A 26,127-nucleotide genomic window follows, 5' to 3' on the forward strand; every position below is an offset into this window, starting at 1 on the left:
GGTCGTCATCAATCACGCCCCTGCAGAGTCGATGACGCACGCTTCGCCCGGCGGCTGATATCGATCAAAGCAACCTTAACCTTTTCTGCTCATTTTTCACGCAGCGGTTGACCTCCCGGTCGGGTTGTGACTAAATGTTGCCACCGCCCAGCCGGGCTTTGACAGGAACCACCCCGCGTGAATAGCGCCATCTCTGCACGAAGACGTCCCAAAACCGGTACCATGACCCGCATTGTTTTGCTGATCAGTTTCTTTATTTTGGTTGGCCGTCTGATTTTCATTATCCCCGGTGCCATCGAGCATCATCAGCAAAAGAAAGCCGCACCTGAACCGGTCACACTGAGCACCAGCGAGACGCGCTAAGGAATTTGCGGGTCATCGTCGCTCTGCCATCACATTGTCCGCCGCGGCAATGCTGCTTGTTACGCCCACTTTACCCGCAACGCGCTACACTTTGACCTGACTTTACAGACACAAAGGACGCGTTATGTCTGCTTCGCACGCACAACAACTATCAGAAACCCGCCAGCGAATTCTGCACCTTCTGCTCAGCGAGCACGATTTAGTCGATGTGCTGCTGGATAAATCCGTCGACCTCAACGCCGCCGAACTGCGCAAAATCACCGGCTGGCGTCAGCAGCTGGAGCATGAACTGCCGCAGCTGCACGCGGCCGACCTTGCGGACATTCTCGAAGCGCTGCCGGAAGAGGAGCGTCTGGCGCTGTGGCGGCTGGTGCCCTACGAGCAGCGCGGTCGCGTGCTGGTGGAGGCCTCCGAAACCGTATGGGCCAGCCTGACGGAAGAGATGACCGACCGCGAAATCCTGCGCGCCATCGAGCCGCTGGATATTGACGATCAGGTCTATCTGGCGCGTTATCTGCCGCGCGATCTCACCGGCCGCCTGCTCACCACGCTCGATCCCAGCCTGCGCGCCCGGCTGCTGGACGTGATTGAGCTGGATCGCGATCGCGTCGGCCAGGTGATGGACTTCAATATCCTGACCGTGCGCTCAGACGTGACGCTGGCGACGGTGCAACGCTTTCTGCGCAAGCGCAAAAGCATGCCGGACGGCACCGATAAAATCTTCATCACCGACGAACACAATCAGCTGCTGGGTGAACTGGCGCTGACCGATATCCTGCTCAACAAGCCTAAAACGCTGGTGGCTGAGGTGATGAACGCGCGCCCCACCACTTTCCAGCTGGATGACAAAGCGGAAGAGGCCGCCAGCGCCTTCGAACGCTATAACCTGATCTCTGCTGCGGTGACCGATGCCAAAGGCAAGCTGATTGGCCGTATCACCGTGGAAGATGTGATTGACCTGGTGAACGAAGAGAACGAAAGCAACATCCGTAAGATGGGCGGCATCAGCCAGGGTGAAGACGTGTTTGCACCGGTGCGCAAAGCGGTAAGAAAGCGCTGGACCTGGCTGGCCGTCAACCTGTGTACGGCGTTTATCGCCTCGCGCGTCATCGGCCTGTTTGAGGACACCATTTCGCAGCTGGTGGCGCTGGCCACGCTGATGCCGATTGTCGCCGGCATTGGCGGTAACACCGGCAATCAGACCATCACCATGATCGTGCGCGCGCTGGCGCTGCATCAGGTTGAACCCGGCAACTTTTCGTTTCTGATTGCGCGTGAACTCGGCGTGGCGCTGCTTAACGGCCTGTTCTGGGGCGGCATCATGGGCGGCGTGACCTGGCTGATGTACGACAACCTGCAACTGGGCGGCGTGATGATGCTGGCGATGGTGCTGAATCTGCTGCTGGCGGCGCTGATGGGCGTGCTGATTCCGCTGATTATGACCAAACTCAAACGCGACCCGGCGGTCGGCTCCAGCGTGCTGATCACCGCCATCACCGATACCGGCGGCTTCTTTATCTTCCTCGGTCTGGCCACGCTGTTTCTGCTGCACGGCCACTAAAGCGCAGCTACAATCAGCGTTGATCCCTAATCAGCTGGAGAGCAGTGATGTTTAACGTGGATGATTTTGTGCAGGCGAAAACCGGTGGTCCAAAAATGCAGGTGCTGCGCGTTGCGGGCGATACGCTGTGGTGCGCCCGCGTTGACGATCCGATCAAAAAAGAGATCGAGGTGAAGGCCGACAGCGTCAATCTCTATCATGAAGACGGGGATTTCGGCGTCTGTTAACGGCTGCGAGCCCGCGCCGCCCGCGAACCGATGCTGTCGCGGCGCGGCGCTGTCTCAGGGCTTATCCTTCTGTAAATTATCCTGCCCTACCCCGCCGATAAACGGCAGCCGCAGACGCAGCGGGGTGAAATCCAGCCCCAGATTCAGTCCCAGCAGATTCACCTCCACGCCTTCTTCCGCACCCAACGTGACGCCCAGCACGCCGAGCAGCGACAGCTGCACGCCGCGCCCGGATGGCGGCAGGCCAAGCGGATGCAGCAGCGAACGGAAATCCTTACCGATGGCATTGGCGGGCAAATCGAGCTTCAGCGCCGGCACTTCACGGCCAATGTGAGCGAGGAAGGTGTTGCTGTTGGGGCCCGGCCATGCATGATAGGTGTTGGGCCACGGATAGGATTGAATTGCCGCTTCAATCTGCGGGATCATCGCCTGCGCAGCCGCACCGCGATGTGACACCAGCAAACGCGGACGCGCACCGTACCAGTAGCCGTCCGGCAGATTGCTGTTGCGCCGCACTTTATCGCCGCTGCCCCAGCTGATCACCTCATAACGGTTGTAGCGGGTTTCTCCGGCGCGCTTAAAGATAATCCACGGATGCACGGCCACCGCGCCTTTCCAGCCGTAGGTCGGCGCGGCATACACCTGCACAATCGCCTCACTGGCGAAGCGCTGCGGATCCGGTGCCAGCCCGGCCGAATCACGCCGCGCCGTCGCCCAGCCGCCGCGTTCGGTGGTGAACTCACCGCTGCGCGTCGCCTGCGCCAGGCTGGCCGCCAGCGACAGTAACACCACACAGAGAAAAGAGAGTAAAACAGCTTTAACAGGCAACATGCATGGGCATCCCGGTGGTGAAAAAACGCTCCCGCCATGATGCGCCGAAACGGTAGCGTCTGTATTCACCAACTATGCGGTGGACAAAAAATGCGTTGCGGTGCCCGGTCAGCTGATTTTTCCTTAGTCAGGCAGGGCGATACCGCTGATATCGGCGCATATCGCCAGCAACTGCTGCTGCAGCCGTGGATTGCGCGACTGCGGATTAGCCGCCAGCGCCTGACGGTGATAAAAGTACTCTCCGCTGACCCGCGCCTCATCGGCGGTGGCTAACCACACCTGGGTACGATGCGCCTGATCAAGATCGTCGGGTGCCCCGGCACCGCCCATTTTGGTCGGCACCCAGCCTGGCTCCAGCGCGTTGCTGTATACCTGCGGCCAGCGCCGGGCGATGGCAAACGCCAGTATGGCATCATGCAGTTTACTCTCAGCATAAGCCTGCGAAGCGTGCCAGCGCCGCCGCTGCCACAAAATATCATCCAGGTTAGCTTCGGCATGATGATGCATGCCGGAGCTGAGGTAAATCAGCCGCTGCGGCCGTTCAATCAGCGCCGTAAGAATATAGGGTGCCAGCGTGTTGATGGCGAACAGATGCGGCAGGCCATCTGCGGTTAACTGATAAGGCTCGCGATAGCCAACCGCTACGTTGTGGATCACCGCATCAAATCTGCCGAGCGCATTAACCTGCTGCGCCACACTGAGGGCGCCGGCGATGGTTATCACGTCGCCGCTGACCACGGCTTCAGCCTGCGGTAGCGCCTCCTGCGCGGCGCGGGCACGCGTGGCGTTGCGTCCGTGCAGCACCACCTGATGGCCCTGCTCAACCAGCAGTTCAGCCGCTATCAGTCCGAGGCCGGTGGATGAACCGGAAATAAAAATACGTGACATGGAAAACTCCTTAAGCGTGAAGTGAAGCGGCGCGCGATGTCAGCGCCAGCAGCGCCCCGAGCAGTGCACAGGCCGCACCAAACAGATAGACGGCGGCATAGCTGAAGTGGCTGGCGATGGCACCGGCAATCGGTCCGGAAATACCATAAGCGATGTCGAGAAAAGCAACGAAGGCGCCCATGGCGCTGCCGCGACTGGCCGGCGGCACGCGCTTCAGCGCTTCCACGCCGAGGGCGGGAAAGATCAGCGCACAGCCAAGACCGGTAATCAGCGCGCCGGTGAGCGCCAGGGTTTCGTCAGGCGCAAACCACAGCAGCATCTGCCCCAGCGCCTCCACCAGCAGTGAATAAGCCGCCACGCGGTAGCCACCAATGCGATCCGGCAGATGTCCCAGCACCAGGCGCACGGCGATAAAACCAATGCCAAACGCGGTCATCACCCAGCCGGCCAGCTGCCAGTGGCGCGCGGCGAAGTAGAGCGAGGCGAAGGCCGTCAGGCCGGCCAGTCCGACGCCCTGCAGCATCAGGCCACAGCCTTCACGCCAGATGCGGCCAATCACCCGATAGAACGGCAAACGTGTCCCTCCGACCACGCGATAACCGCTGGCAGCCGTGGCGATGAGCGCTGCCAGCAGCGGAGCCGCGATGCAGGCCAGCATCGCCGCCGCTAAGCCGACGTGCTGATACAGCATCATACCGGCAGGGGCACCGAGCGACAGCGCGGCAAACATGGCGATGCCGGTCCAGGACATCGACAGACCGGCACGCTGTGGCCCGACCGAGGCGATTGACCAGGCCACGCAGCCGGTGACGAACTGGCTTTCGCCCATGCCCGCCGCCAGCCGTCCGGCAATCACCAGCGCCAGACTGACCGCCGGTGAAAAGCCCGGCAGCGCGGCCAGCCAGTAGAGCACGCCAGCCAGCGCACACACCGCCGCGCCCTGCAGCGCCGAGCGCTTACCGCCAACGCGATCGGTCAGTTGACCGGCGTAACCGCGCGTCAGCACGGTGGCAACAAACTGTATCCCGATCACCAGCCCGACCCACAGGTTGCTGAAACCGAGATGCTGATGGATAAACAGCGGGATTACCGGCAGCGGCAAGCCGACCGCCAGATAACCGCAAAACAGCGCGGCAATCACGCCGGTCGCTGGTCGCGACAAATGCGCAGCTTCAGCCTGCGCGCTTAATGCAGACATAACAGCCTCCATAAATGAACAGACAGCGCGGCAGGCCGCCGCGCTGCGGAAAATCAGGCAAACAAAGGATGGTGATAGCCGCTGGCATTCAGCAGATAGTCGCGCGAGGCGGTAATTTCCGCGTTCAGCTGTGCCACATCGACGTTGAGCAACTGACCATGACGTTTACGCAGTTCACCCGCCACCATCACGGTATCAACATCGGCGCGTTGCACCGCCTGCACCACCGTTGCCGTCACGCTGGTCAGCGGGAAAACGCCGATACCATCGGTGCGCAGCATAATAACGTCGGCCTGTTTACCTGGCGTCAGCGTGCCCGTTTGCTGCTCCAGCCCGGCCGCACGCGCGCCGTTAATCGTTGCCGACTGCAGTACGGCTTCCACGCTAATCGGTGCCGGTACGTCGCTTTCGCCCCGGAAGCGGCGATAGCGCATCGCTGAGCGCTGCTGGTTAAACAGCGCCTGCATTTCACCGAACAGATCGCTGCCGAAGGCGGTATCAAGATCGATACCGAGCGCCGGCGTCATTCCGCGATCGACCGCCTGCTGCCAGGCAAAGCTGTCGTCGTCGAAACCAAACAGTGCATCCGAACGCGGATTCACGGTAATGTTGACGCCCGCGTCCGCCAGCTGCTGCCAGGTGTGCGCCGGTACGCGCGTACAGTGGTTGAAAATGTTGTGCGGACCCAGCAAGCCGGCTTCGGCAAACTCCGCCGGCAGCTGCGCCAGGTCACCAATAAACTCGGTGAGAATGCGCATATCCAGCTCGCGCGCCACGCGCCACCACGCCAGATTGAGCTGGCCAAACAGGCCAACCTGTACGCGACTGCCGGCGTGGTTCCAGCGGCTGGCGAGACGGGCCAGATCGCCCGGCAGATGATCGCTGGAAGCCTGCTTATCCATTGCTGCGCCAACCATGTGCAGCGCACGAATCCCGCTCTCCTGCAGCGCGTCGAGCGCCGCATCGGTATGCGCCGGACTGCGTGAACTGTGGCAGGCATCAATCACCGTGGTGATGCCGGCATCCAGGCAAGCCAGCGCCGTCAGCCGGGTGCTGAGGTACATATCCAGCGGACGGTAATGCGCGCCGAGCGTTTCTGCCACCACATCGATATAGGCAAACAGGTCGTCAACGTTGGGCATCAGGCGGCGCATCGCACCGAGCCACATATGGTGATGCGCATCCACCAGGCCCGGCATCACGATATGGCCGCGGGCATCAATCACCTGCGCATCATCGGCGGAAAGGTTTTCCCCCACGGCGGCAATACGATCGTCCTCAATCAGCACATCGCCACAGACGAGGTCGGGCACGCTGGCGTCCAGCGTCAGGATAGTGCCGCCTTTAAAAAGGGTGCGCCGTACAGTCATAACATTCTCCTCAAAAGGGATCAGAATCCGGCGGTCAGTGCCGGTCGCGTTTCGGGGCACACAATAAGTTGCAGCGCATTTTTGATAAAGGTAGGCTCAGGCAAATGATCTTTGCTAAAAATCAAAGATGGAGAACAGGATGAGTTTTGATGGCCGACTATTATCCGGCATGAGCGTGCTGGCAGCCGTGGTTGAAGCCGGCAGCTTCAGCCGCGCCGGCGAAGTGCTGGGGTTGTCCGCCTCGGGCGTCAGCCGGGCGATTTCGCGACTGGAACAGCGTCTCGGCGTGCGTCTGCTGGATCGCACCACCCGCACCCTGCATCTCACCAGCGAAGGCGCCAGCCTGTATGAGCGGGCGGCGCCGCATCTGGAAGGGATTGAAGAAGCAGCAAACTACGTCTCCGGCGCCGCCGTGACGGTGCGCGGTACGCTGCGCGTGAGCCTCAATCCGCTGTTTTCCCGCTATGTGCTGGCGGCAAAGCTGCCGCTGCTGCGTGCCCGTTATCCGCATCTGGAACTGACGATTTTGCAGCAGCCCGATGTGGGCGATCTGGTGGCAGAAGGTATTGATGTTGCGGTGCGTTTCGGGCCGCAGCCGCCGTCCACCATGACCTCACGCCTGCTGTTACAAACGCGCGTCCTGACGGTGGCCGCCCCGGACTATCTGGTACGCTGTGGTCGCCCGACGCAGCCGCAGCAGCTGACTGAGCACAATTGTCTGCAATACATCGATCCGCGCAGCAATAAGCCCTTTAGCTGGGAGTTTCATCGTGGCACGCAGCGGCTGACGGTCGCCACCCACGGCCATCTGACCACCACCGATCCGGATTTAATGGTACAGGCGTGCGTCGGCGGTGCCGGCGTGGCCCAGGTGCTGGCGCTGAGCGTGCAACATCTGATCGCCAGCGGTGAACTGGTCGAACTTTTTCCCGACTGGCCTGACGAAACCTATCCGCTGTTTATCACCCGACCTTCGCGCCGTCTGGCCCCGGCGGCGGTGGAGGCATTTCTCGGGTTTTGCCTGGAGATTTGTGCGGAACAGAGCTGACGCAAATTACCGATTACCCTCAGCGCGTGTTTGCCGGTAATAGCCCACCAGCTGAACGATGAAGGTGAGCGTCGCGAGTAAAAACAGTATCCCACCCATGGGAATGGTGCCGAGCAGGAACCAGCCCATGACGCCTAATTCATACAGCAACTGGCCGCGATCTTCTCCCAGGATGTAACAGGGATGCACGTTGCCTTCGTCCAGCTGGCAGCCCGCCAGACTGGCGACATATCCGGCGCCCATCGCGCAGATCAGCGGCAGAAACGCGAGAAAAGCCGTACCGCACAGCATCACAAGATAAAGAATGATGATGGATGTCAGCGGGCGTTTGCCAGGTGGTGCGCGCTTGCCCGCGGCTCTGAAATTAAACAGCACGTTTCCTCCTGAAGCCTCTGCCGTTAACGCCAGATTATTAACACATCCTTATCCCCTGCGACAGACCGGTAAACAAACGCCCGCGGGGTAGCGGGCGCGTTTTTACTGCGACATGACGCCAGGCGTTAAGGATTGGCGCGGATAATCACTTTGCCGCGCGCATGGCCGGTCGCCACCTTCTCCAGTGCGGAGCGTGCATCATCCAGCGAAAAGATAGCTTCGGTGATGACCTGTAACTGCCCGGCCTGGAACAGGCTGCTCGCCCGGGCAAGATACGGCGTCGCGCTGGCGAAGAAGACAAACTCGCCGTGCTGGCCGCTGGCAGGCGTGATGCCGAACTCCACCAGCGTGGCAATGCGCCCGCCGGCGCGCAGCACGGACCAGGAGCGGCTCAGCGTTTCGCCGCCGACGCTATCAATCACCAGGTCGATATCGCGCGTGGCCGTGAAGTCCTCAGTACGATAATCAATCACCTCATCGGCGCCCAGACTGGTCACCAGCGCGTGGTTTTTCGCCGACGCCGTGGCGATGACATAAGCGCCCGCCTGATGCGCCAGCTGAACCGCCATGCTGCCGACGCCACCCGCTGCGGCGTGAATCAGCACGCGCTCGCCACGCTGCAGCTGGCCCACATCGAACAGCGCCTGCTGCGCGGAGCCAAACGCGGTAGGCAGCGCCGCGGCCTGTTCGGCGCTCATCGCTGCCGGGACAAGGCATACGTCATCGGCGGCGATTACCAGGCTTTGGGCAAAAGCCCCGCCGGCACCCGGTGGCGTGCGCCCGAACACGCGATCGCCCGGTTTTAAATGGCTCACGCGCTCGCCAGCTGCTGTAATCACGCCGCAGAAATCCATGCCCGGCACGTAAGGCAGGTCCACCGGGAAAACCTGCTGCATGTGCCCTGAGATGATTTTCACATCCAGCGGGTTAACGCTCGCCGCTTCAACCTGCACCGTCACCTCATCCGGACTGGCGGCGCGAAGTTGACGTTCGCCAATCGTCAGCACATCGGCGGTGCCAAACGTATCAATCAATGCTGCTTTCATTATCAACTCTCCGGTCTGATTCAGGCTTGTGGCGGAAACTGGCCAAGCTGGAGGAACAGGCCAAACCAATCCTCCATGTGCCAGGTGGTGATCAGACGGCCGTCCTCCAGCGCATGGAACTCATGCAGACGGAAGCTCACTTTCTTACCAGTCGGCGCGATACCGAAAATTTCGCCGAGATGGGTGCCGCTGATTTCCGCCCGCGCCGCGATGCGGCCAGGCTCCTGAATCATGTCATGCACCACGATCTGCACGTCCGGAAAAGCCTGCGCCAGCATGCGAATGATCGGCTTGATGCCTTCCGGTCCGGCAACTTGTCCTGGCGCCAGCGGAATGTCTTCCCATGACGGTGCCAGCACGCTATCGACCAGATCGGGGTTGTTGTCGCTGAAGGCCTGATAGAGCGTCTCTACCGCCTGTCGTTCAATTTTCAGCCGTTGTACGTATTCTGCTGCTGGATTCATCGTTATTCACTTTCAGGTGAGGGTTGGTTGTGGAATTTTGCGCAGCGCCCTACAATTCGTCCAACAAATATTCAATATGAGTGATTATTTGCCGTATGGATTTTCATGGCATCGATCTCAATCTGTTAGTGGCTTTTGACGCGCTGATGAACGAGCGCAACGTCACGCGGGCGGCAACCCAGGTGGGCGTCAGCCAGCCGGCGATGAGTGCCGCTTTGTCACGGTTACGCACCCTGTTCGGTGACCCGCTGTTCATGCGCAGCGCGGAGGGTTTACTGCCGACCGCGCGTGCGCGCGATCTGTCCGGCCCCATCGCCGGGGCGTTGCGCCAGCTCGAAGCGACGCTGGTGGCAAAGCCCGCGTTTGCAGCGGAAAAAGCGCAAATAAACTTCAAACTGGGCGTGTCGGAGTATCCGGCTTTCGTGTTGCTGCCTTCGTTAATGCAGGCGCTACAGGACGCCGCCCCCGGCGTATCATTGAATGTGCAGGCGTTTACCAACCGCGATCACGCGGTCGATTTGTTAGATGCCGGCGCGATTGATGTCGCCATCGGCGTCCTGCCCACCCACAGCGATAGCCGCATCATCTCCCGGCCAGTATTGCGCGATGAATTCGTCACCATCGTCACCAGCAACCATCCGGCGGCCAGACGCGGCATGGACATGGAGAGCTACCTGGCGCTGCCGCATATTCTGGTCTCGCCGGAAGGTGAACTGTACGGCCTGGTTGATCAGGTGCTGGCGCAGCAGGGTAAAAAGCGCCGGCTGGGGCTGACGGTCCAGCAGATGTTTACGGTGCCGTCTATCGTGGCGCAAACCCACATGACGGCGACCGTGATGAAGCGCGTGGCGCTGCATGCGCAGGCCAGTCGCCAGCTGGTGCTGTTCCCTCCACCGGTGTCGTTGCCCGAAATGGTGTTCAACCTGATCTGGCACCGGCGCAGCGACGCGCATCCCGCCCAGCAGTGGTTCAGGGAATTTATTGAACAACAGGCGGCGCGGCTGTAGGCGCTGTATCTGAATTCTGCGCTGATCGGGCGATGCGAAAGATGGCAGGATAAAAAAGCCCGCAGTTACGCGGGCTTTGAGGCTTCAGGTGCTGGCGGTTGCCAGTGCGGGCGTTACTCCCACTCAATCGTCGCAGGCGGTTTACCTGAAATATCATAAACCACGCGTGAAATGCCGTTCACTTCGTTGATGATGCGGTTGGAGACGCGGCCGAGGAAGTCGTACGGCAGGTGCGCCCAGTGGGCCGTCATGAAGTCGATGGTTTCGACAGCACGCAGGGAAACTACCCAGTCGTATTTACGGCCATCACCCATCACGCCGACGGAGCGCACCGGCAGGAACACGGTAAAGGCCTGGCTGACTTTGTTGTACAGATCGGCTTTGCGCAGCTCTTCGATAAAGATGGCATCGGCACGGCGCAGCAGGTCGCAGTACTCTTTCTTCACTTCACCCAGTACGCGCACGCCCAGACCCGGGCCCGGGAAGGGATGGCGGTACAGCATGTCGTAAGGCAGGCCGAGTTCCAGACCGATTTTACGCACTTCATCTTTGAACAGCTCTTTCAGCGGCTCAACCAGGCCCATCTTCATCTCTTTCGGCAGACCGCCCACGTTGTGGTGCGATTTGATCACGTGCGCTTTACCGGTAGCTGAAGCCGCCGACTCAATCACGTCCGGATAGATGGTGCCCTGCGCCAGCCATTTCACGTCGGTCAGCTTCAGTGCTTCTTCGTCGAACACTTCCACGAACACGCGGCCGATGATCTTACGTTTGGCTTCCGGGTCGTTCTCGCCCGCCAGCGCGTCGAGGAAGCGCCCTTCTGCCGCAACGTGCACGATGTTCAGACCAAAGTGGTCGCCGAACATGTCCATCACCTGCTCAGCTTCATTCAGACGCAGCAGTCCGTTATCAACGAACACACAGGTCAGGCGCTCGCCAATCGCGCGGTGCAGCAGCATCGCGGTCACGGACGAGTCCACGCCGCCGGACAGGCCGAGAATCACGCGGTCTTCACCTACCTGCTCACGGATGCGCTCTACCGCATCTTCGATGATTTTGGCTGGCGTCCACAGCGCTTCACAGCCGCAGATGTCGCGCACAAAACGCTCCAGCATGCGCAGGCCCTGACGGGTGTGCGTCACTTCCGGGTGGAACTGCACGCCGTAGAAACGCTTCTCTTCGTTGGCCATGATGGCAAACGGGCAGCTTTCGGTGCTGGCAACCGTCACGAAGTCTGCCGGGATCGCCGTGACTTTGTCACCGTGGCTCATCCACACGTCTAGCAGCGGTTTGCCCGCCGCGCTGATGGCATCTTCGATATCACGCACCAGCGCGCTCGGGGTTGTCACTTCAACCTGCGCGTAACCAAATTCACGCTCGTTCGAGCCTTCAACCTTACCGCCCAGCTGCATCGCCATGGTCTGCATGCCATAGCACACGCCCAGCACCGGCACACCAGCGTTGAACACATATTCCGGCGCGCGCGGGCTGTTGTGCTCGGTGGTGCTTTCCGGGCCACCGGACAGGATGATGCCGTTCGGGTTGAACTGGCGGATTTGCTCTTCGGTGACATCCCACGCCCAGAGTTCGCAGTAGACGCCCAGCTCACGCACGCGGCGCGCGACCAGCTGCGTATACTGAGAACCAAAATCGAGGATCAAAATACGATGTTTATGAATATTTTCAGTCGTCATTGAGGCGTTTCCATTGGGATGGACTTAATAATAAAAGCGCCCGGCTGGAGCCGGGCGGGAAATCTTACGGGATTATGAACCCATGCGGTAGTTCGGTGACTCTTTGGTGATGGTCACATCGTGTACGTGGCTTTCGTTAATGCCGGCGCCGCTGATGCGCACGAACTCGGCTTTGGTACGCAGATCGTCGATAGTCGGGCAACCGGTCAGGCCCATGCAGGAGCGCAGGCCGCCCATCTGCTGGTGCACGATCTCTTTCAGGCGGCCTTTATAGGCAACGCGCCCTTCGATACCTTCCGGCACCAGTTTGTCGGCGGCGTTATCGCTCTGGAAGTAACGGTCAGACGAGCCTTTGGACATCGCGCCCAGTGAACCCATCCCGCGGTAGGATTTGAACGCACGGCCCTGGTAGAGCTCGATTTCGCCCGGAGATTCTTCGGTACCGGCCAGCATGGAGCCAACCATTACCGCCGACGCACCCGCGGCGATAGCTTTGGCGATGTCGCCAGAGAAACGGATACCGCCGTCAGCGATGACCGGAATACCGGTACCTTCCAGCGCTTCAACCGCGTCGGATACCGCCGTGATCTGCGGTACGCCAACGCCGGTAACGATACGGGTAGTACAGATAGAGCCCGGGCCGATGCCCACTTTCACCGCGCTCACGCCCGCATTAGCCAGCGCCAGTGCGCCTGCACCGGTCGCCACATTGCCGCCGATGATTTCGAGGTCTGGATATTTTGCGCGGGTTTCACGGATACGCTGCAGCACGCCTTCGGAGTGGCCGTGCGAGGAGTCGATCAGCAGTACGTCAACGCCCGCAGCGACCAGCGCATCAACGCGCTCTTCGTTGCCGGCACCGGCACCTACTGCGGCACCGACGCGCAGACGACCCTGCGCATCTTTACAGGCGTTAGGTTTACGCTCGGCTTTCTGGAAATCTTTAACGGTAATCATGCCCAGCAGGTGGAAGCTGTCGTCAACAACCAGCGCTTTCTCGACGCGTTTTTCGTGCATTTTCTGCAGCACGACTTCACGCGCTTCACCCTCTTTCACCGTCACCAGGCGCTCTTTCGGCGTCATGACCGCGGTCACCGGCAGCGTCATATCGGTCACGAAGCGCACGTCACGACCGGTAATGATGCCCACCAGCTCGTTGTCGGCGTTAACCACCGGATAACCGGCGAAGCCGTTACGTTCGGTCAGCTCTTTCACCTCGGCCAGCGTGGTGGTTGGCAGCACGGTCTGTGGCTCCGTTACGACGCCGCTTTCGTGTTTTTTCACCTTGCGAACTTCATCCGCCTGGCGCTCAATCGACATGTTTTTGTGGATAAAGCCCAGACCGCCTTCCTGCGCCAGCGCAATCGCCAGACCGGCTTCGGTCACGGTGTCCATCGCTGCAGACAGCATAGGAATGTTAAGACGGATGTTTTTGGTCAGCTGGGTGCTGAGATCGGCCGTGTTGGGTAAAACAGTGGAGTGAGCGGGAACGAGCAGGACGTCGTCAAATGTGAGGGCTTCTTTCGCGATTCTTAACATTGCAATATCTCCACCTGGGGCGTTTAAAACAGATAAAATATTGCCGCGGCATTATACAGGCCGAAATCGGTTGCCTCCAGTGTTTTTTCGGAAAAAGTCTTGATCCTCCGGGGCAGGCATGTAGTATCGGTTAATTAACCCTCTGATTTGAAATTTGATCCTCATCACATGTCGCTACCGCCAACCGCCAATATTTTTACTGTCAGCCGCCTGAACACCACGGTGCGCCAACTGCTGGAAAATGAGATGGGCCTGGTGTGGCTCAGCGCTGAAATTTCCAATTTCACTCAGCCCGCTTCCGGTCACTGGTACTTCACCCTGAAGGACGATGGCGCGCAGGTGCGCTGTGCCATGTTCCGCAACAGCAATCGACGCGTCAGCTTTCGCCCGCAGCACGGTCAGCAGGTGCTGGTGCGCGCCAGCATCACGCTGTATGAGCCGCGCGGCGACTATCAGCTGATTATCGAAAGCATGCATCCGGCCGGTGAAGGGCTGCTGCAGCAACAGTTTGAGCAGCTGAAAGCCCGGCTGGCGGCGGAAGGGCTGTTCGACCAGCAGTTTAAACAGCCGCTGCCGGAGCCGGCGCGCCAGGTGGGTGTGATCACCTCCGCCACCGGCGCGGCATTGCACGATGTGCTGCGCGTGCTGCATCGCCGCGATCCCTCGCTGCCGGTGGTGATCTATCCGACCGCAGTGCAAGGCGTTGATGCGCCCGCCGCCATCGTGCGCGCCATCGAGCTGGCCAACCAGCGTGACGAGTGCGACGTGCTGATCGTCGGGCGCGGCGGCGGTTCACTGGAAGATCTGTGGAGCTTCAACGACGAGCGCGTGGCGCGGGCCATCTTTGCCAGCCGCCTGCCAATCGTCAGCGCCGTTGGGCATGAAACCGATGTCACCATCGCCGACTTTGTTGCCGATCTGCGCGCGCCGACGCCTTCTGCCGCTGCCGAACTGGTGAGCCGCAACCAGATCGAGCTGCTGCGCCGTTTGCAGTCTCAGCAGCAGCGCATGGAGATGGCGATGGATTATTACGTGGCGCAGCAGCAACGCCGCTTCACCCGGCTGCAGCATCGTCTGCAACAACAGCATCCGCAGCTGCGCCTGGCACGGCAGCAAACCACGCTGATTCAGCTGCAGCGCCGTCTGCAGGAAGCGGCCGATCAGCGGTTGCGCCTGGCGCATCGCCAGCAGGATCGCCTGCTGCAGCGCCTGCAATCCCAGCAGCCGCAGGGACGTATTCTGCGCGCTCAGCAGCAGTTACAGCAGTGGCACTACCGGCTGCAGCAGGGCATGGAAAAACAGCTCAATCACAGCCGGCAGCGTTTTGGTACGCTGGCAGCACAGCTGGAAGGCGTAAGTCCGCTGGCGACGCTGGCGCGCGGCTTTAGCGTCACCACCGATGCTCAGGGCCAGGTGGTGAAAAAGACCCGTCAGCTGCATGCCGGCGATCTGCTGCGTACCCGGCTGAATGATGGCTGGGTGGAGAGTCAGGTGACGGCGTTACAACCGCAGAAGACGCGCAGCCGTAAGGCGTGATAATCTTTTCAGCCGCATAAATGGTTGATAACCCCCCGTAAATCGCGCGGGCTGCAGACGCAGCGGCGCGCGATTGATAAGCGGGTCTATACTTTCTGACATACCCATCCGTCAGGGAGTCCGACATGCCTTACAGCGTTATTCCTCCGTATATTCTGCGAAACATCATCGATAACTGTTCCGGCGCACAGCAGGATTACGCTCGGCGCACCCTCACTCACGTGCAACAGCTGATGGCGGAACATCCTCATACCGCCAGCGCAGCCAGCACCGCGCAGCCCGGCAGTGTTTTGCGTGCTATCTACGATGCGGGTAATACGCAAAATCTGCCTGGCACCCTGATCCGTGAGGAAGGCCAGCCCGGTAACGGTGACGTCGCCGCCGACGAAGCGTGGAACTATCTCGGCATCACCTATGATTTCTACTGGCAGATCTATCAGCGCAACTCGCTGGACAACAAAGGCCTGAAACTGAATGGCACCGTGCATTACGGCAAGGAGTACCAGAACGCCTTCTGGAATGGCCAGCAGATGGTATTTGGCGACGGCGACGGTGAGATCTTCAATCGCTTTACCATTGCCATTGATGTGGTCGCGCACGAGCTGACGCACGGCGTGACCGAAACCGAAGCCGGGCTGATTTACTTCCAGCAGGCAGGTGCGCTCAACGAATCGATGTCCGATGTGTTCGGCTCGCTGGTGAAGCAGTATCACCTTAAGCAAAGCGCCGACCAGGCCGACTGGATCATCGGCGAAGGGCTGCTGGCGGCGGGTATTAAGGGCAGTGGCCTGCGCTCGATGTCTGCGCCCGGTACCGCCTATGACGATCCGCTGCTTGGCAAAGATCCGCAGCCGGCCGATATGGATCACTATATCGACACGCGCGAAGACAACGGCGGCGTACATCTTAACTCCGGCATTCCCAATCGCGCCTTCTATCTGGCGGCGACCGCGCTGGGCGGCTTTGCCTGGGAACGGGCCGGTCAGGCATGGTACGACACGCTGTGCGATAAGGAACTGCCGCAGGATGCCGACTTCAGCACCTTTGCGCGCTTTACCGTACAGCATGCCGCAAAACGTTTTGATAATACGGTGGCACAGGCGATCCAGTCCGCGTGGCACGAGGTAGGTGTAAGGTGAATATTCAGCTGACCGATGACGCCATCATTGAGCTGGCGCGTGAAGGCGGCATTGCATTTATCCCCGGCCTGCGCAGCGAGCGGCGATTTGCGCTGGCGCAGCTGCCGGAACCGCAGAAGCAGCGCGTGTGCAACGTGCTGGAGCGGGCGCTGCCGCTCGGCGAGCCGGAGGAACAGGCCGCCAGCATCGGGCGTGGCGACCAGCGCTATTTCCGTATCCAGATAAGCTACGCGACCCACCGCGAAGCCGGAACGATTGTGATCCTGATTCCGGAAAACGTTGCGCCTCCTGAACTGCAGACGCTGTGGCGCGATGGCGAAGAATAACTTACACAGTTCCCACTGCATCGCCGTAACTAACTGACTATACTGGATAACGTGGCTAGCTAGTCCACATCAAAGAAAATACCCTTAGATGAGGTCTCTGCTATGACACAAACCAAGCAACGAGGCGGTGCCGGGAACTTTGCAGAGGACCCGGAGCGCGCCAGGGAAGCCGGTAGCGCGGGCGGCAAAGTCAGTGGGGGCAATTTCAGGAACGATCCTGAGAGAGCCAGGGAAGCTGGAAGAAAAGGAGGTCAAAAAAGCCGTCGCCCCTCTAAGCAGAAGTAAGTAAGGATCCTTACAGGAAGGAGTACGCCACGGACGGTAAATAAAAAAGGCCGACATCATGATGTCGGCCTTTCTTTTACTGCGGCTTACTTGCTGTCGGGCAGCGCGTAAGCAATCACGTAATCACCGCGATCCGGTGACTGACGCGCACCGCCTGCGGAGATCAGGATGTACTGTTTGCCGGTTTTCGGCGAAACATAGCTGATTGGTCCGCCCTGGCTGCCCACCGGCAGACGTGCTTTCCACACTTCTTTACCGGTTGAGCTGTCGAAGGCGCGCAGGTAGTAATCCTGGGTGCCGGCAATAAATACCAGACCGCCCTGGGTTGCCAGCGTACCGCCCAGCGTCGGCATACCGACCGGCATCTGCGCATGCATTTTGATACCAAACGGACCGGTATCCTGCACCGTACCCACCGGCACCTGCCACACAATCTGACGGGTCTTCATGTCGATGGCCGACAGCGTACCGAACGGCGGTGCCTGGCATGGAATGCCCAGCGGCGACATGAAGCGGTTTTTGTTAACTGCGTACGGCGTGCCTTTCAGCGGTACCGCACCCATGCCGGTGTTGATGGCTTCACCGCCGTTGCTGGCAGCCGATTTGGTGGTGTCCTGCGGAATCATCTGCACCCACAGGCCGAGACGCATATCGTTAACGAACATGTACTGGTTGTTCGGATCGAACGAGATGCTGCCCCAGTTCATGCCACCGAGCGAGCCCGGGAAGCTGAGCGAAACATCGGTGTCCGGCACGGTGAACAGGCCGTCATAACGCATGCCTTTAAAAGCAATACGGCAAGCCAGCTGGTCAAACGGCGTAGCACCCCACATGTCTGACTCGGTCAGTTTCTGATTGCCAATGTTTGGCATTTCTACCGAGTGCGGCTGAGTTTTGGTGTACTGCTCGTTCGGGATATGGCCCTGCGGCATCGGCAGCTCTTCAACTTTGGTCAAAGGCTTGCCGGTCAGGCGATCCAGCACCCAGATCATGCCGGTTTTCCCGCCGATCACCACCGCGGGTTTGGTGGTGCCATCCTTCATCGGGAAGTCCACCAGGCTCGGCTGCATTGGCAGGTCGAAGTCCCACAGGTCATTGTGGACCGTCTGATACACCCACTTCTCTTTACCGGTGGTGGCATCCAGCGCCAGCACCGACGCGCCATATTTGTGATCCAGCGCGGTACGGTTGGCACCCCACAGGTCCACCGACGAGCTGCCCATCGGCAGGAACACGGTGTTCATCGCCGGATCGTAAGAGATTGGCGCCCATGAGTTTGGCGTGCTGCGGGTGTAATCTTTACCCGGCATCAGCACGGCATTCGGATCTTCATTGCCCGGGTCAAACGCCCAGCGCATCTGGCCGGTGATGACGTCGAAGCCACGCAGAACGCCGCCAGGCATGTCTGTCTGTACGTTATCCGCGACGCGACCGCCCACCACAACCGTGGTGCCTGCCACCTGCGGCGGCGAGGTCAGCTGATACTGCGGGTCCGGCGCGCTGCCGAGACCTTGCTTCAGATCGACCACACCGTGGTTGCCGAAGTTTTCACACAGCTCGCCGTTATCGGCATTGATGGCAATCAGACGTGCATCGATGGTGTTCATCAGGATGCGACGCTGGCAGCTATCGCCCGCCGCCAGCGTTACCGCTGGCACCGGCGTGGAGCCCGGCTGCGTTGGCTGCTGTACCGGTTTGGTGGCATCAAAGTACGCCAGACCACGGCAGCGGTTCCACACCTGCGCCTGCGCATTGATTTCGCGCTTCCAGATCTGCTTACCGCTGTCGGCTTCCACCGCAATCACGTTGTTGTGCGGCGTACACAGATACAGGGTATTACCCACCTGCAGTGGCGTTTCCTGATCTTCTGCACCGTTACCGGTCGGGCTGATCGGCGTGTCGCCGGTATGGAACGTCCAGGCAACCTGCAAGTCTTTCACGTTGTCGCGGGTAATCTGGTCGATAGCGGCAAAACGGTCACCCTGCGGCGTACGGCCGTAGCTGCTCCAGTCCTGCTGCGGTTTGCTTTTATCTACCGGGATCAACGGCAGCTGCTTGCCGGTGAAAGCCACTGTCGGATGCGGCTGGAACATCTGGACAAAGGTGACCACCATACAAACGGCAATCACCGCTGACAGCGCATATGAAAGCTTCGCCAGCGAGGCCTTGCCTTCACGCTTACGCAGCGCCGGCCAGGTAATAAATGCCAGCACCATCAGGCCGGCCGGCACCATCAGGCGCGACACCAGCGGCCAGAACTGCCAGCCAGCATCGTACAGCGCCCAAATCAGCGTACCGGCGAAGACCAGAATGAACAGCGTAACCGCCGAGGATTTACGGCGAAAGAACTGAATCGCCGACAGTAACATGACGATACCGGCAATGAGGAAGTACCAGCTGCCGCCCAGGGCCACCAGTTTACCGCCACCGATCGCGAAGAACAGGCCGATCGCCAGCAGGACCAGCCCGAATAACACGGACCAGAGACTCAACCCTTTACCGGGACGAGCGGAATTTTCTGCCATAACACAAACTCTCCTGAAAAAATAACGCGTGGCGGCCGGAATGCGGGAGCAGCCGGTCAATGTCTTCCTGACTGAGCAGGGACAGGAAGTTATCCGTTACGCTTTATTTTATATCTGTTGGTACGGGAGCTACGCCCGTTATGCAGCGCTTGTGAGCGAGGCCGCAGGATCAACATCCGCTGGCATTCGCGACAAGGCGGGCAGGATTGTACCATCCGGTACAATTAAAAGTGAACATCCATAACGCGGTGGTTACTGGGCAATAGCATTTTTGCTACAAACGCAGCGCGAAGCGAGCAGCCAGCGCCACTTCGCGCTATCGCAAACCCTCATTCGATGACGTCTTCCGGGCGATAATGCACGCGCCTGCTGGAGATCAGGCCGTGACCGTGGGTACAGAAATAATCTATGGCACCGCACGCCTTCAGCACCTGCAGCGGCTGCTGGCAGTCGGGACAGCAGGCCAGCGCGGGGAAATGACGCTGGCAGTGCGGGCAGTCGAAGCGTTGTTCGCTGTAAGTGAGCGGTTGCTGACAGTGAGGGCATGGGGTGAGCATGATGACTCCGGAATCGTGGCTGAGGATCGTGATAAACCGGATGTTACGCCATAAAAAGAGGGCCCATCCGGGCCCTCATCATGTTTAGCGTTTGTTTTTCTTCAGATGCGATATCAGACGCTTACGCTTACGCTGCTGGGTTGGCGTCAGCAGGTTACGTTTGCCCGCATACGGGTTATCGCCCTCTTTAAACTGGATGCGAATCGGCGTTCCCATCACGTTCAGCGAGCGGCGGAAGTAGTTCATCAGATAACGCTTGTAGGAATCCGGCAGATCCTTCACCTGATTACCGTGAATCACCACAATCGGCGGGTTATAACCACCGGCATGCGCGTATTTGAGTTTCACGCGGCGGCCACGCACCAGAGGCGGCTGATGGTCGTCAGCAGCCATGTTCATGATACGCGTCAGCATGGAGGTATTTACGCGCTTGGTCGAGCAGTCGTACGCTTCGGTCACGGATTCAAACAGGTTGCCCACGCCGCTGCCGTGCAGTGCCGAGATAAAGTGCACGCGCGCGAAGTCGATAAAGCCGAGACGGAAGTCCAGCGTCTCTTTCACTTCATCTTTAATCTCCTGCGACAGGCCATCCCACTTGTTGACCACAATCACCAGTGAGCGCCCACTATTCAGGATAAAGCCGAGCAGCGACAGGTCCTGATCGGAAATGCCCGCACGCGCGTCAATCACCAGCATCACCACGTTGGCATCTTCAATCGCCTGCAGCGTTTTGATGACGGAGAATTTTTCCACCGTATCAGTGATTTTGCCGCGCTTACGCACGCCCGCGGTATCAATCAGAATGTACTCGCGGTCATCACGCTCCATCGGAATGTAGATGCTGTCGCGCGTGGTGCCCGGCATGTCGTACACCACCACACGGTCTTCACCGAGGATACGGTTGGTGAGCGTTGACTTACCTACGTTCGGACGCCCGACAATCGCCAGTTTGATCGGCAGACCGGTCGGATCGAAGGCTTCTTCCTCTTCTTCCTCCAGCGCTTCACCGTTCTCTTCGGCGGCTAACGCGGCCCAGTAGGCTTCGTTTTCGTCCTCTTCGCTGACTTCCCGCGGCGCGATGTCATCCATCCACGGCAGCAGCGCGGTTTCCAGCAGGCTGGTGACGCCACGACCGTGCGACGCGGCAATCGGGTGAATCTCACCCAGGCCGAGCGCGTAGAAGTCCAGCACCGCAGCATCCGGATCGAGACCATCAGTTTTGTTGGCAACGAGGAACGTCGCTTTATCGCGCGAACGCAGATGATTGGCGATCTGCTGATCCGCCGGCATGACGCCAGCACGCGCATCAACTAAAAACAGCACCACATCGGCCTCTTCAATCGCCAGCAGCGACTGCTCCGCCATGCGGTTTTCCACGCCTTCCTCGGTGCCATCAATACCGCCGGTATCGATAACAATAAATTCGCGCCCTTCCACTTCGGCGCGACCATATTTGCGATCGCGAGTCAGTCCAGGGAAATCGGCCACTAACGCATCACGTGTGCGCGTTAAGCGGTTAAACAGCGTGGATTTCCCCACATTGGGACGCCCAACCAGCGCGACCACAGGTACCATAACACTTGCCTCAGTTTTAAAAATAAATCGCCCGAATGGCGTGATTATAACGGCATTTGCCGTCAGGTTCAGGCCGCAGGCGCCAAGAATATCATGCCTGACTAAAAACAGAACGGCCCCTGACGAATCAGGAGCCGTATCAATGCGTGCGAAACGCTGCCCGTCGGGCCATCGCCTTAACGGGTGATGGCGTAGACCTCACCGCCTTTTGCCTGGATCAGCAGCTTGTCACCGGCCACAACCGGCTCGGTCTGGAAGCCATCGCTGTCCAGTTTCTGCTGCGCCACAAAGCGGCCGTCCAGGGTGTTGATCCAGTGCACGTAGCCTTCGCTATCGGCGACCACCAGGTAACCGTTGAACAGCACCGGAGACGTCAGGTTACGGTGCAGCAGATCGCTCTGACGCCAGATCGCCACGCCGCCATCGGCGTTGAGCGCAATCACGCGGTCATCCTGATCCACCAGATAGATACGACCGGCATCGACGATCAGATCTTTGACGCCGCCGATTTCACGCTTCCACAGAATCTGACCGGAACGCAGATCCAGCGCCGTCAGGTTACCGTTGTAGGCCAGCGCATAGACCACGCCATTGACGATAACCGGCGTGGTGTCGACATCGTTAAGACGATCGATCTCGGTCGCGCCACTTGGCTGGGAGATACGCTGCTGCCAGATCAGCTGACCCTGGTTCATGATCACCGCGCTGACGCGACCGTTATCGCCGCCAACAATCGCGCCGCCGAACGCTACTGCCGGCGCCGATTCACCACGCAGCGACAGCGCTGGCATATCCAGATTCACGCTCCATTTCACCGCGCCGCTGCTCTGATCGAGCCCCTGCAGCATACCGTTGCTGGTGTGAATCAGCACCAGACCATCGCTGACCACCGGACGCGACAGTGCTTCACCGGCCACTTTGGTCTGCCAGGCAATGCTGCCGTCGCTGCTGTTCAGGGCAAATACCTGCCCCCGCTCGCTACCGATGTAGAGGCGATCGCCATTGGCCGTGATGCCGCCAGACAGCAGTGCCGAAATGTTTTTCGAAAAGAAGCCGGTCTTCTCAGAGAGGTTCACTTTCCACTTCTCTTTGCCGTTGCTGGCGTCGAGCGCTTTCACGATACCGAAGCGGTCGGCGGCATACACGGTGCCGTCCTGCCAGGCGGGATGCAGATTGGAGTAGAAATCACCCACGCCGTCACCGACCGAGGTGCTCCACGCGGTTTCCGGCGTGAACTGGTTTTCAACCTTCGGCAGCGGGGCCATTTTCACTACATCTTCTTCGCCGCTGAACAGCGAGCAACCGCTGAGCAGAGTGACTGACATCAGCCCTGGCAGCAGGTATTTACGTAATTCCATGTGCGCTCTCTTGACTGGCTTAACTTAAGTTATTCATCTTCATCTGCAGCATCTGCTTCAGCGCAGGAGAAGCCTGCGATTCCGCACCTTTGCTCCAGGCATCGCGGGCGCCCTGCTTATCGCCTTTGCTCAGCAGTGCTTCGCCACGAATGTCCGCCACAATGGCTGTCCAGCCATCACCCTTCACATTGTTCAGGGTAGTAAGGGCGGCATCTGCCTGATTTTGCTGCAGTTGAATGCGTGCCAGACGCAGGTTGATCACCGCCTGCAGATTGGCATCTTTGGTGTCTTTCAGCCCGCTCTGTAACAGCGTGATGGCTTTGTCTAACTGATTGGCGGCAACGTACTGTTTAGCCAGATCCAGCGCGGCCAGCGCACCGTAGGTGTTGTTGTTCTCGCTGGCGAAGCTGGCGACCGCTTCCAGCGTCTGCGGCTTGTCTGCCTGCATGGCGCTGGTCAGCTGCTGATACTGCGCCGACGCGGCTTTGTCCGCTCCTTCCTGATGGCTGCTCCAGAAACGCCAGCCACCCAGTGCAGCGATACCGACGATAACCCCGACCGCCAGTGCTTTGCCATTATTGGCAAAGAAGCGACGCAGCGCATCAACCTGTTCGTTTTCGTTGCTGTAAACTTCCACGCAATCCCTCTCCTTAAAATGCCTGTTGCAGTGCTGCGCTTACTGCAGCAGCGTGTGCAGCGTCGCGGCGGCGTCGCTCTGCGCCAGCGTCTGCTGATCGCCGGTGCGCAGGTCTTTAATCACCACCTGGCCCGTTTTCACTTCGTCTTCGCCCAGCACCAGCGCAATGCGTGCGCCCCACTTGTCTGCACGGGCAAACTGCTTCTTGAAGTTACCGCCGCCGAAGTTGGTCATCAGCTTCAGCGCCGGGTCGGCATCACGCAGTTTTTCCGCCAGTTGCATCGCGGCGGACTGCACGCCCTGCCCCGAAGCGATAACATAGACATCAACAATGCGCGTCGGTTCAAATTCCGGATTCACCGCCTGCACCAGCAGCACCAGACGCTCGAGCCCCATGGCAAAACCGACCGCCGGCGTCGCGCGGCCGCCCAGTTGCTCCACCAGACCATCATAGCGACCGCCGCCGCACACGGTGCCCTGCGAGCCGAGGCTGCTGGTCACCCATTCGAACACGGTGCGGTTGTAGTAGTCGAGGCCGCGCACCAGGCGCTGATTGATGCGGTATTTGATGCCGGCATCGTCGAGCAGCGCGCACAGGCCGCTGAAGTGTTCACGTGACTCCTCGTCGAGGAATTCACCCAGCGTCGGCGCGTCGTTAAGCAGCGTCTGAATATCCGGATTTTTGCTGTCCAGCACGCGCAGCGGATTGGTATACATGCGGCGTTTGCAATCTTCGTCCAGCACCTCTTTATGCTGTTCGAGGAAGGCCACCAGCGCGCTGCGGTAGTTGGCGCGTGCTTCCAGTGAACCGATGGAGTTCAGCTCCAGCTCAACGTGGTCAGCAATACCCAGCGCTTTCCACCAGCGATGGGTCAGCATGATCAGCTCGGCGTCCACGTCCGGCCCCTGCAGGCCAAACACTTCCACACCCATCTGGTGGAACTGGCGATAGCGCCCCTTCTGCGGACGCTCGTAGCGGAACATCGGACCGATGTACCACAGGCGCTGCTCCTGATTGTACAGCAGACCATGTTCGATACCGGCGCGCACGCAGCCTGCGGTGCCTTCCGGACGCAGCGTCAGGCTCTCGCCGTTGCGGTCTTCAAAGGTGTACATCTCTTTTTCAACCACGTCGGTGACTTCACCGATCGCGCGGCTGAACAGGGGGGTTTGCTCGACGATTGGCAAACGGATTTCACTGTAGCCGTAGCTGGCCAGCACCTGCTTCAGGGTGCCCTCAATACGCTGCCAGATGGCGGTATCTGCCGGCAGGTAATCGTTCATCCCGCGAATCGCTTGAATATTCTTCGCCACGTTAGAATCTCTTAATACAAAAAAACCTGTCCGGCATCATACCTTATGAGGATGAAACCGCACAGGTTCAATCACAACTGGCGTGCGCCGGGCGCACACCGTCCTTTATTTTTCCAGCTGCTGCACGTTGATGCGGCGGCTCTCGTCCAGCATGGTGGCTTTCGCACGGATGCGCGCTTCCAGCTGATCGATCATGTCATTGTTGTCGAGGCGATCGCGCTGGCGCACGCCATCTTCGTAGAAACCGCTCTTCTTGTTGCCGCCGGTGACGCCGAGCGTCGAGACCGTGGCTTCGCCGGGACCGTTCACAACGCAGCCAATGATCGAGACGTCCATCGGCGTGATGATGTCTTCCAGCCGCTCTTCCAGCGCGTTCACCGTGCCAATGACGTCAAACTCCTGGCGCGAACAGGTCGGGCAGGCGATGAAGTTGATGCCGCGTGAGCGGATGCGCAGTGATTTCAGGATGTCGTAGCCGACTTTCACTTCTTCAACCGGGTCGGCGGCCAGCGAAATGCGCAGCGTATCGCCGATCCCTTCCGCCAGCAGCAGGCCAAGGCCAATTGCCGACTTCACGGCACCCGCACGCGCGCCACCGGCTTCGGTGATGCCAAGGTGCAACGGCTGATCGATGGCTTTTGCCAGCAGACGGTAAGATTCCACCGCCAGGAACACATCGGAGGCTTTGACGCTCACTTTAAACTGGTCAAAGTTGAGGCGATCGAGGTGATCAACATGACGCATCGCGGATTCGAGCAGCGCCTGCGGCGTTGGCTCACCGTATTTTTCCTGCAGATCTTTTTCCAGCGAACCGGCGTTAACGCCAATACGGATCGGAATATTGTGGTCACGGGCGCAATCCACTACCTGGCGAATACGCTCGTTGTTACCGATGTTGCCCGGGTTAATGCGCAGGCAATCGACGCCGTACTCGGCCACTTTCAGAGCGATGCGGTAGTCAAAGTGAATGTCCGCTACCAGCGGCACGTTGACCTGCTGCTTAATCAGTTTGAAGGCTTCCGCCGCATCCATGGTGGGCACGGACACACGCACGATATCCACGCCGACGCGCTCCAGCTGACGGATCTGATTCACCGTGGCTTCGACGTCCGTGGTACGGGTGTTGGTCATTGACTGAACGGCGATAGGTGCGCCATCGCCAACCGGCACCTTGCCGACGTAAATACGTGTAGATTTGCGACGGATAATGGGTGCTTCGTTATGCATATTCTCTCTCCACAATTACCCGGAAAGCGCGCTGCGC

General features: G+C 59.6%; 25 protein-coding genes. 9 read left to right on the plus strand and 16 right to left on the minus strand.

Features of this window, described 5'->3' with window-relative positions; translation table 11 throughout:
• Positions 1-177 precede the first annotated feature (177 nt).
• The 3 genes from F3J41_RS18240 to F3J41_RS18250 all read left to right on the plus strand — a co-directional run bounded on the left by F3J41_RS18240 (position 178) and on the right by F3J41_RS18250 (position 2,151).
• On the plus strand, positions 178-363 hold the full coding sequence (locus F3J41_RS18240; protein ID WP_022548292.1) for a YfgG family protein: 186 nt from the start codon (positions 178-180) through the stop codon (positions 361-363).
• A gap of 124 nt (positions 364-487) precedes the next feature.
• Positions 488-1,924 (plus strand): magnesium transporter, encoded by a 1,437-nt coding sequence (gene mgtE / locus F3J41_RS18245; protein ID WP_021506579.1) that lies wholly within the window; start codon positions 488-490, stop codon positions 1,922-1,924.
• Between the two features lie 47 nt (positions 1,925-1,971).
• Complete coding sequence (locus F3J41_RS18250) at positions 1,972-2,151, plus strand: hypothetical protein (RefSeq protein WP_010617609.1); 180 nt, start codon at positions 1,972-1,974, stop codon at positions 2,149-2,151.
• Positions 2,152-2,205: 54 nt separating this feature from the next.
• Here the strand turns inward: F3J41_RS18250 and F3J41_RS18255 are convergent, their stop codons facing one another.
• From F3J41_RS18255 to F3J41_RS18270, 4 genes are all read right to left on the minus strand, one after another.
• A complete protein-coding gene (locus F3J41_RS18255) occupies positions 2,206-2,982 on the minus strand; it encodes a DUF3750 domain-containing protein (protein ID WP_021506578.1) in 777 nt (258 codons plus the stop codon).
• A 123-nt stretch (positions 2,983-3,105) separates the two neighbouring features.
• The gene (locus F3J41_RS18260; protein ID WP_166711983.1) at positions 3,106-3,870 is read right to left on the minus strand and encodes an SDR family NAD(P)-dependent oxidoreductase; all 765 of its coding nucleotides are present in this window, start codon (positions 3,868-3,870) and stop codon (positions 3,106-3,108) included.
• 10 nt (positions 3,871-3,880) lie between these two features.
• The gene (locus tag F3J41_RS23500; RefSeq protein WP_072209959.1) at positions 3,881-5,068 is read right to left on the minus strand and encodes an arabinose transporter; all 1,188 of its coding nucleotides are present in this window, start codon (positions 5,066-5,068) and stop codon (positions 3,881-3,883) included.
• 53 nt (positions 5,069-5,121) lie between these two features.
• On the minus strand, positions 5,122-6,438 hold the full coding sequence (locus tag F3J41_RS18270; protein WP_166711985.1) for an amidohydrolase family protein: 1,317 nt from the start codon (positions 6,436-6,438) through the stop codon (positions 5,122-5,124).
• 139 nt (positions 6,439-6,577) lie between these two features.
• Between F3J41_RS18270 and F3J41_RS18275 the strand changes: the two genes are divergently transcribed.
• A complete protein-coding gene (locus F3J41_RS18275; RefSeq protein WP_031279408.1) occupies positions 6,578-7,486 on the plus strand; it encodes a LysR family transcriptional regulator in 909 nt (302 codons plus the stop codon).
• A gap of 6 nt (positions 7,487-7,492) precedes the next feature.
• Here the strand turns inward: F3J41_RS18275 and F3J41_RS18280 are convergent, their stop codons facing one another.
• The 3 genes from F3J41_RS18280 to F3J41_RS18290 form a co-directional block, all read right to left on the minus strand.
• The gene (locus tag F3J41_RS18280; protein WP_058770842.1) at positions 7,493-7,861 is read right to left on the minus strand and encodes a hypothetical protein; all 369 of its coding nucleotides are present in this window, start codon (positions 7,859-7,861) and stop codon (positions 7,493-7,495) included.
• A 125-nt stretch (positions 7,862-7,986) separates the two neighbouring features.
• Positions 7,987-8,907, minus strand: coding sequence for an NADP-dependent oxidoreductase (locus tag F3J41_RS18285; protein WP_166711987.1), 921 nt, complete (start codon positions 8,905-8,907; stop codon positions 7,987-7,989).
• Between the two features lie 20 nt (positions 8,908-8,927).
• A complete protein-coding gene (locus tag F3J41_RS18290) occupies positions 8,928-9,371 on the minus strand; it encodes an ester cyclase (RefSeq protein WP_127834436.1) in 444 nt (147 codons plus the stop codon).
• A 95-nt stretch (positions 9,372-9,466) separates the two neighbouring features.
• Here F3J41_RS18290 and F3J41_RS18295 point away from each other — a divergent pair, with 95 nt between their 5' ends.
• The gene (locus tag F3J41_RS18295) at positions 9,467-10,378 is read left to right on the plus strand and encodes a LysR family transcriptional regulator (RefSeq protein ID WP_166711989.1); all 912 of its coding nucleotides are present in this window, start codon (positions 9,467-9,469) and stop codon (positions 10,376-10,378) included.
• A gap of 113 nt (positions 10,379-10,491) precedes the next feature.
• Here F3J41_RS18295 and guaA read toward each other — a convergent pair whose 3' ends face one another.
• Complete coding sequence (gene guaA / locus F3J41_RS18300) at positions 10,492-12,072, minus strand: glutamine-hydrolyzing GMP synthase (RefSeq protein ID WP_021506569.1); 1,581 nt, start codon at positions 12,070-12,072, stop codon at positions 10,492-10,494.
• A gap of 72 nt (positions 12,073-12,144) precedes the next feature.
• A complete protein-coding gene (gene guaB / locus F3J41_RS18305; protein WP_021506568.1) occupies positions 12,145-13,611 on the minus strand; it encodes an IMP dehydrogenase in 1,467 nt (488 codons plus the stop codon).
• Between the two features lie 168 nt (positions 13,612-13,779).
• Here guaB and xseA point away from each other — a divergent pair, with 168 nt between their 5' ends.
• From xseA to F3J41_RS18325, 4 genes are all read left to right on the plus strand, one after another.
• The gene (xseA, locus tag F3J41_RS18310; RefSeq protein WP_166711991.1) at positions 13,780-15,147 is read left to right on the plus strand and encodes an exodeoxyribonuclease VII large subunit; all 1,368 of its coding nucleotides are present in this window, start codon (positions 13,780-13,782) and stop codon (positions 15,145-15,147) included.
• Positions 15,148-15,272: 125 nt separating this feature from the next.
• On the plus strand, positions 15,273-16,286 hold the full coding sequence (locus F3J41_RS18315) for a M4 family metallopeptidase (RefSeq protein WP_166711993.1): 1,014 nt from the start codon (positions 15,273-15,275) through the stop codon (positions 16,284-16,286).
• Entirely contained in the window at positions 16,283-16,612 is a 330-nt protein-coding gene (locus F3J41_RS18320; protein WP_058775657.1) for a protealysin inhibitor emfourin, read from the plus strand. Before F3J41_RS18315 ends, F3J41_RS18320 begins: the two co-directional genes overlap by 4 nt.
• A gap of 102 nt (positions 16,613-16,714) precedes the next feature.
• A complete protein-coding gene (locus F3J41_RS18325) occupies positions 16,715-16,897 on the plus strand; it encodes a general stress protein (protein WP_071813581.1) in 183 nt (60 codons plus the stop codon).
• An 86-nt stretch (positions 16,898-16,983) separates the two neighbouring features.
• Here F3J41_RS18325 and F3J41_RS18330 read toward each other — a convergent pair whose 3' ends face one another.
• The 7 genes from F3J41_RS18330 to ispG form a co-directional block, all read right to left on the minus strand.
• Entirely contained in the window at positions 16,984-19,422 is a 2,439-nt protein-coding gene (locus tag F3J41_RS18330; protein WP_166711994.1) for a glucose/quinate/shikimate family membrane-bound PQQ-dependent dehydrogenase, read from the minus strand.
• Between the two features lie 329 nt (positions 19,423-19,751).
• Positions 19,752-19,979, minus strand: a complete 228-nt coding sequence (locus F3J41_RS18335; RefSeq protein ID WP_104094083.1) for a zinc ribbon domain-containing protein — start codon at positions 19,977-19,979, stop codon at positions 19,752-19,754.
• An 84-nt stretch (positions 19,980-20,063) separates the two neighbouring features.
• Positions 20,064-21,554 (minus strand): ribosome biogenesis GTPase Der, encoded by a 1,491-nt coding sequence (der, locus tag F3J41_RS18340; RefSeq protein ID WP_021506563.1) that lies wholly within the window; start codon positions 21,552-21,554, stop codon positions 20,064-20,066.
• A gap of 176 nt (positions 21,555-21,730) precedes the next feature.
• On the minus strand, positions 21,731-22,912 hold the full coding sequence (gene bamB / locus F3J41_RS18345) for an outer membrane protein assembly factor BamB (protein WP_058758300.1): 1,182 nt from the start codon (positions 22,910-22,912) through the stop codon (positions 21,731-21,733).
• 19 nt (positions 22,913-22,931) lie between these two features.
• A complete protein-coding gene (locus F3J41_RS18350; protein ID WP_021506561.1) occupies positions 22,932-23,549 on the minus strand; it encodes a YfgM family protein in 618 nt (205 codons plus the stop codon).
• Positions 23,550-23,588: 39 nt separating this feature from the next.
• Positions 23,589-24,863, minus strand: coding sequence for a histidine--tRNA ligase (hisS, locus tag F3J41_RS18355; protein ID WP_166711996.1), 1,275 nt, complete (start codon positions 24,861-24,863; stop codon positions 23,589-23,591).
• 105 nt (positions 24,864-24,968) lie between these two features.
• The gene (ispG, locus tag F3J41_RS18360) at positions 24,969-26,090 is read right to left on the minus strand and encodes a flavodoxin-dependent (E)-4-hydroxy-3-methylbut-2-enyl-diphosphate synthase (RefSeq protein WP_021506559.1); all 1,122 of its coding nucleotides are present in this window, start codon (positions 26,088-26,090) and stop codon (positions 24,969-24,971) included.
• Positions 26,091-26,127 lie beyond the last annotated feature (37 nt).

This window comes from Pantoea sp. Ap-870 (assembly GCF_011752515.1).
Taxonomy (GTDB): domain Bacteria; phylum Pseudomonadota; class Gammaproteobacteria; order Enterobacterales; family Enterobacteriaceae; genus Pantoea; species Pantoea dispersa.

Excerpts from the sequence above, each read along its gene's own strand:
- mgtE (WP_021506579.1), top strand. The coding sequence starts at position 488 with ATGTCTGCTTCGCACGCACAACAACTATCAGAAACCCGCCAGCGAATT.
- F3J41_RS18250 (WP_010617609.1), top strand. The coding sequence starts at position 1,972 with ATGTTTAACGTGGATGATTTTGTGCAGGCGAAAACCGGTGGTCCAAAA.
- F3J41_RS18255 (WP_021506578.1), bottom strand. The coding sequence starts at position 2,982 with ATGTTGCCTGTTAAAGCTGTTTTACTCTCTTTTCTCTGTGTGGTGTTA.
- F3J41_RS18260 (WP_166711983.1), bottom strand. The coding sequence starts at position 3,870 with ATGTCACGTATTTTTATTTCCGGTTCATCCACCGGCCTCGGACTGATA.
- F3J41_RS23500 (WP_072209959.1), bottom strand. The coding sequence starts at position 5,068 with ATGTCTGCATTAAGCGCGCAGGCTGAAGCTGCGCATTTGTCGCGACCA.
- F3J41_RS18270 (WP_166711985.1), bottom strand. The coding sequence starts at position 6,438 with ATGACTGTACGGCGCACCCTTTTTAAAGGCGGCACTATCCTGACGCTG.
- F3J41_RS18275 (WP_031279408.1), top strand. The coding sequence starts at position 6,578 with ATGAGTTTTGATGGCCGACTATTATCCGGCATGAGCGTGCTGGCAGCC.
- F3J41_RS18285 (WP_166711987.1), bottom strand. The coding sequence starts at position 8,907 with ATGAAAGCAGCATTGATTGATACGTTTGGCACCGCCGATGTGCTGACG.
- F3J41_RS18290 (WP_127834436.1), bottom strand. The coding sequence starts at position 9,371 with ATGAATCCAGCAGCAGAATACGTACAACGGCTGAAAATTGAACGACAG.
- F3J41_RS18295 (WP_166711989.1), top strand. The coding sequence starts at position 9,467 with ATGGATTTTCATGGCATCGATCTCAATCTGTTAGTGGCTTTTGACGCG.
- guaA (WP_021506569.1), bottom strand. The coding sequence starts at position 12,072 with ATGACGACTGAAAATATTCATAAACATCGTATTTTGATCCTCGATTTT.
- guaB (WP_021506568.1), bottom strand. The coding sequence starts at position 13,611 with ATGTTAAGAATCGCGAAAGAAGCCCTCACATTTGACGACGTCCTGCTC.
- xseA (WP_166711991.1), top strand. The coding sequence starts at position 13,780 with ATGTCGCTACCGCCAACCGCCAATATTTTTACTGTCAGCCGCCTGAAC.
- F3J41_RS18315 (WP_166711993.1), top strand. The coding sequence starts at position 15,273 with ATGCCTTACAGCGTTATTCCTCCGTATATTCTGCGAAACATCATCGAT.
- F3J41_RS18325 (WP_071813581.1), top strand. The coding sequence starts at position 16,715 with ATGACACAAACCAAGCAACGAGGCGGTGCCGGGAACTTTGCAGAGGAC.
- F3J41_RS18330 (WP_166711994.1), bottom strand. The coding sequence starts at position 19,422 with ATGGCAGAAAATTCCGCTCGTCCCGGTAAAGGGTTGAGTCTCTGGTCC.
- F3J41_RS18335 (WP_104094083.1), bottom strand. The coding sequence starts at position 19,979 with ATGCTCACCCCATGCCCTCACTGTCAGCAACCGCTCACTTACAGCGAA.
- der (WP_021506563.1), bottom strand. The coding sequence starts at position 21,554 with ATGGTACCTGTGGTCGCGCTGGTTGGGCGTCCCAATGTGGGGAAATCC.
- bamB (WP_058758300.1), bottom strand. The coding sequence starts at position 22,912 with ATGGAATTACGTAAATACCTGCTGCCAGGGCTGATGTCAGTCACTCTG.
- ispG (WP_021506559.1), bottom strand. The coding sequence starts at position 26,090 with ATGCATAACGAAGCACCCATTATCCGTCGCAAATCTACACGTATTTAC.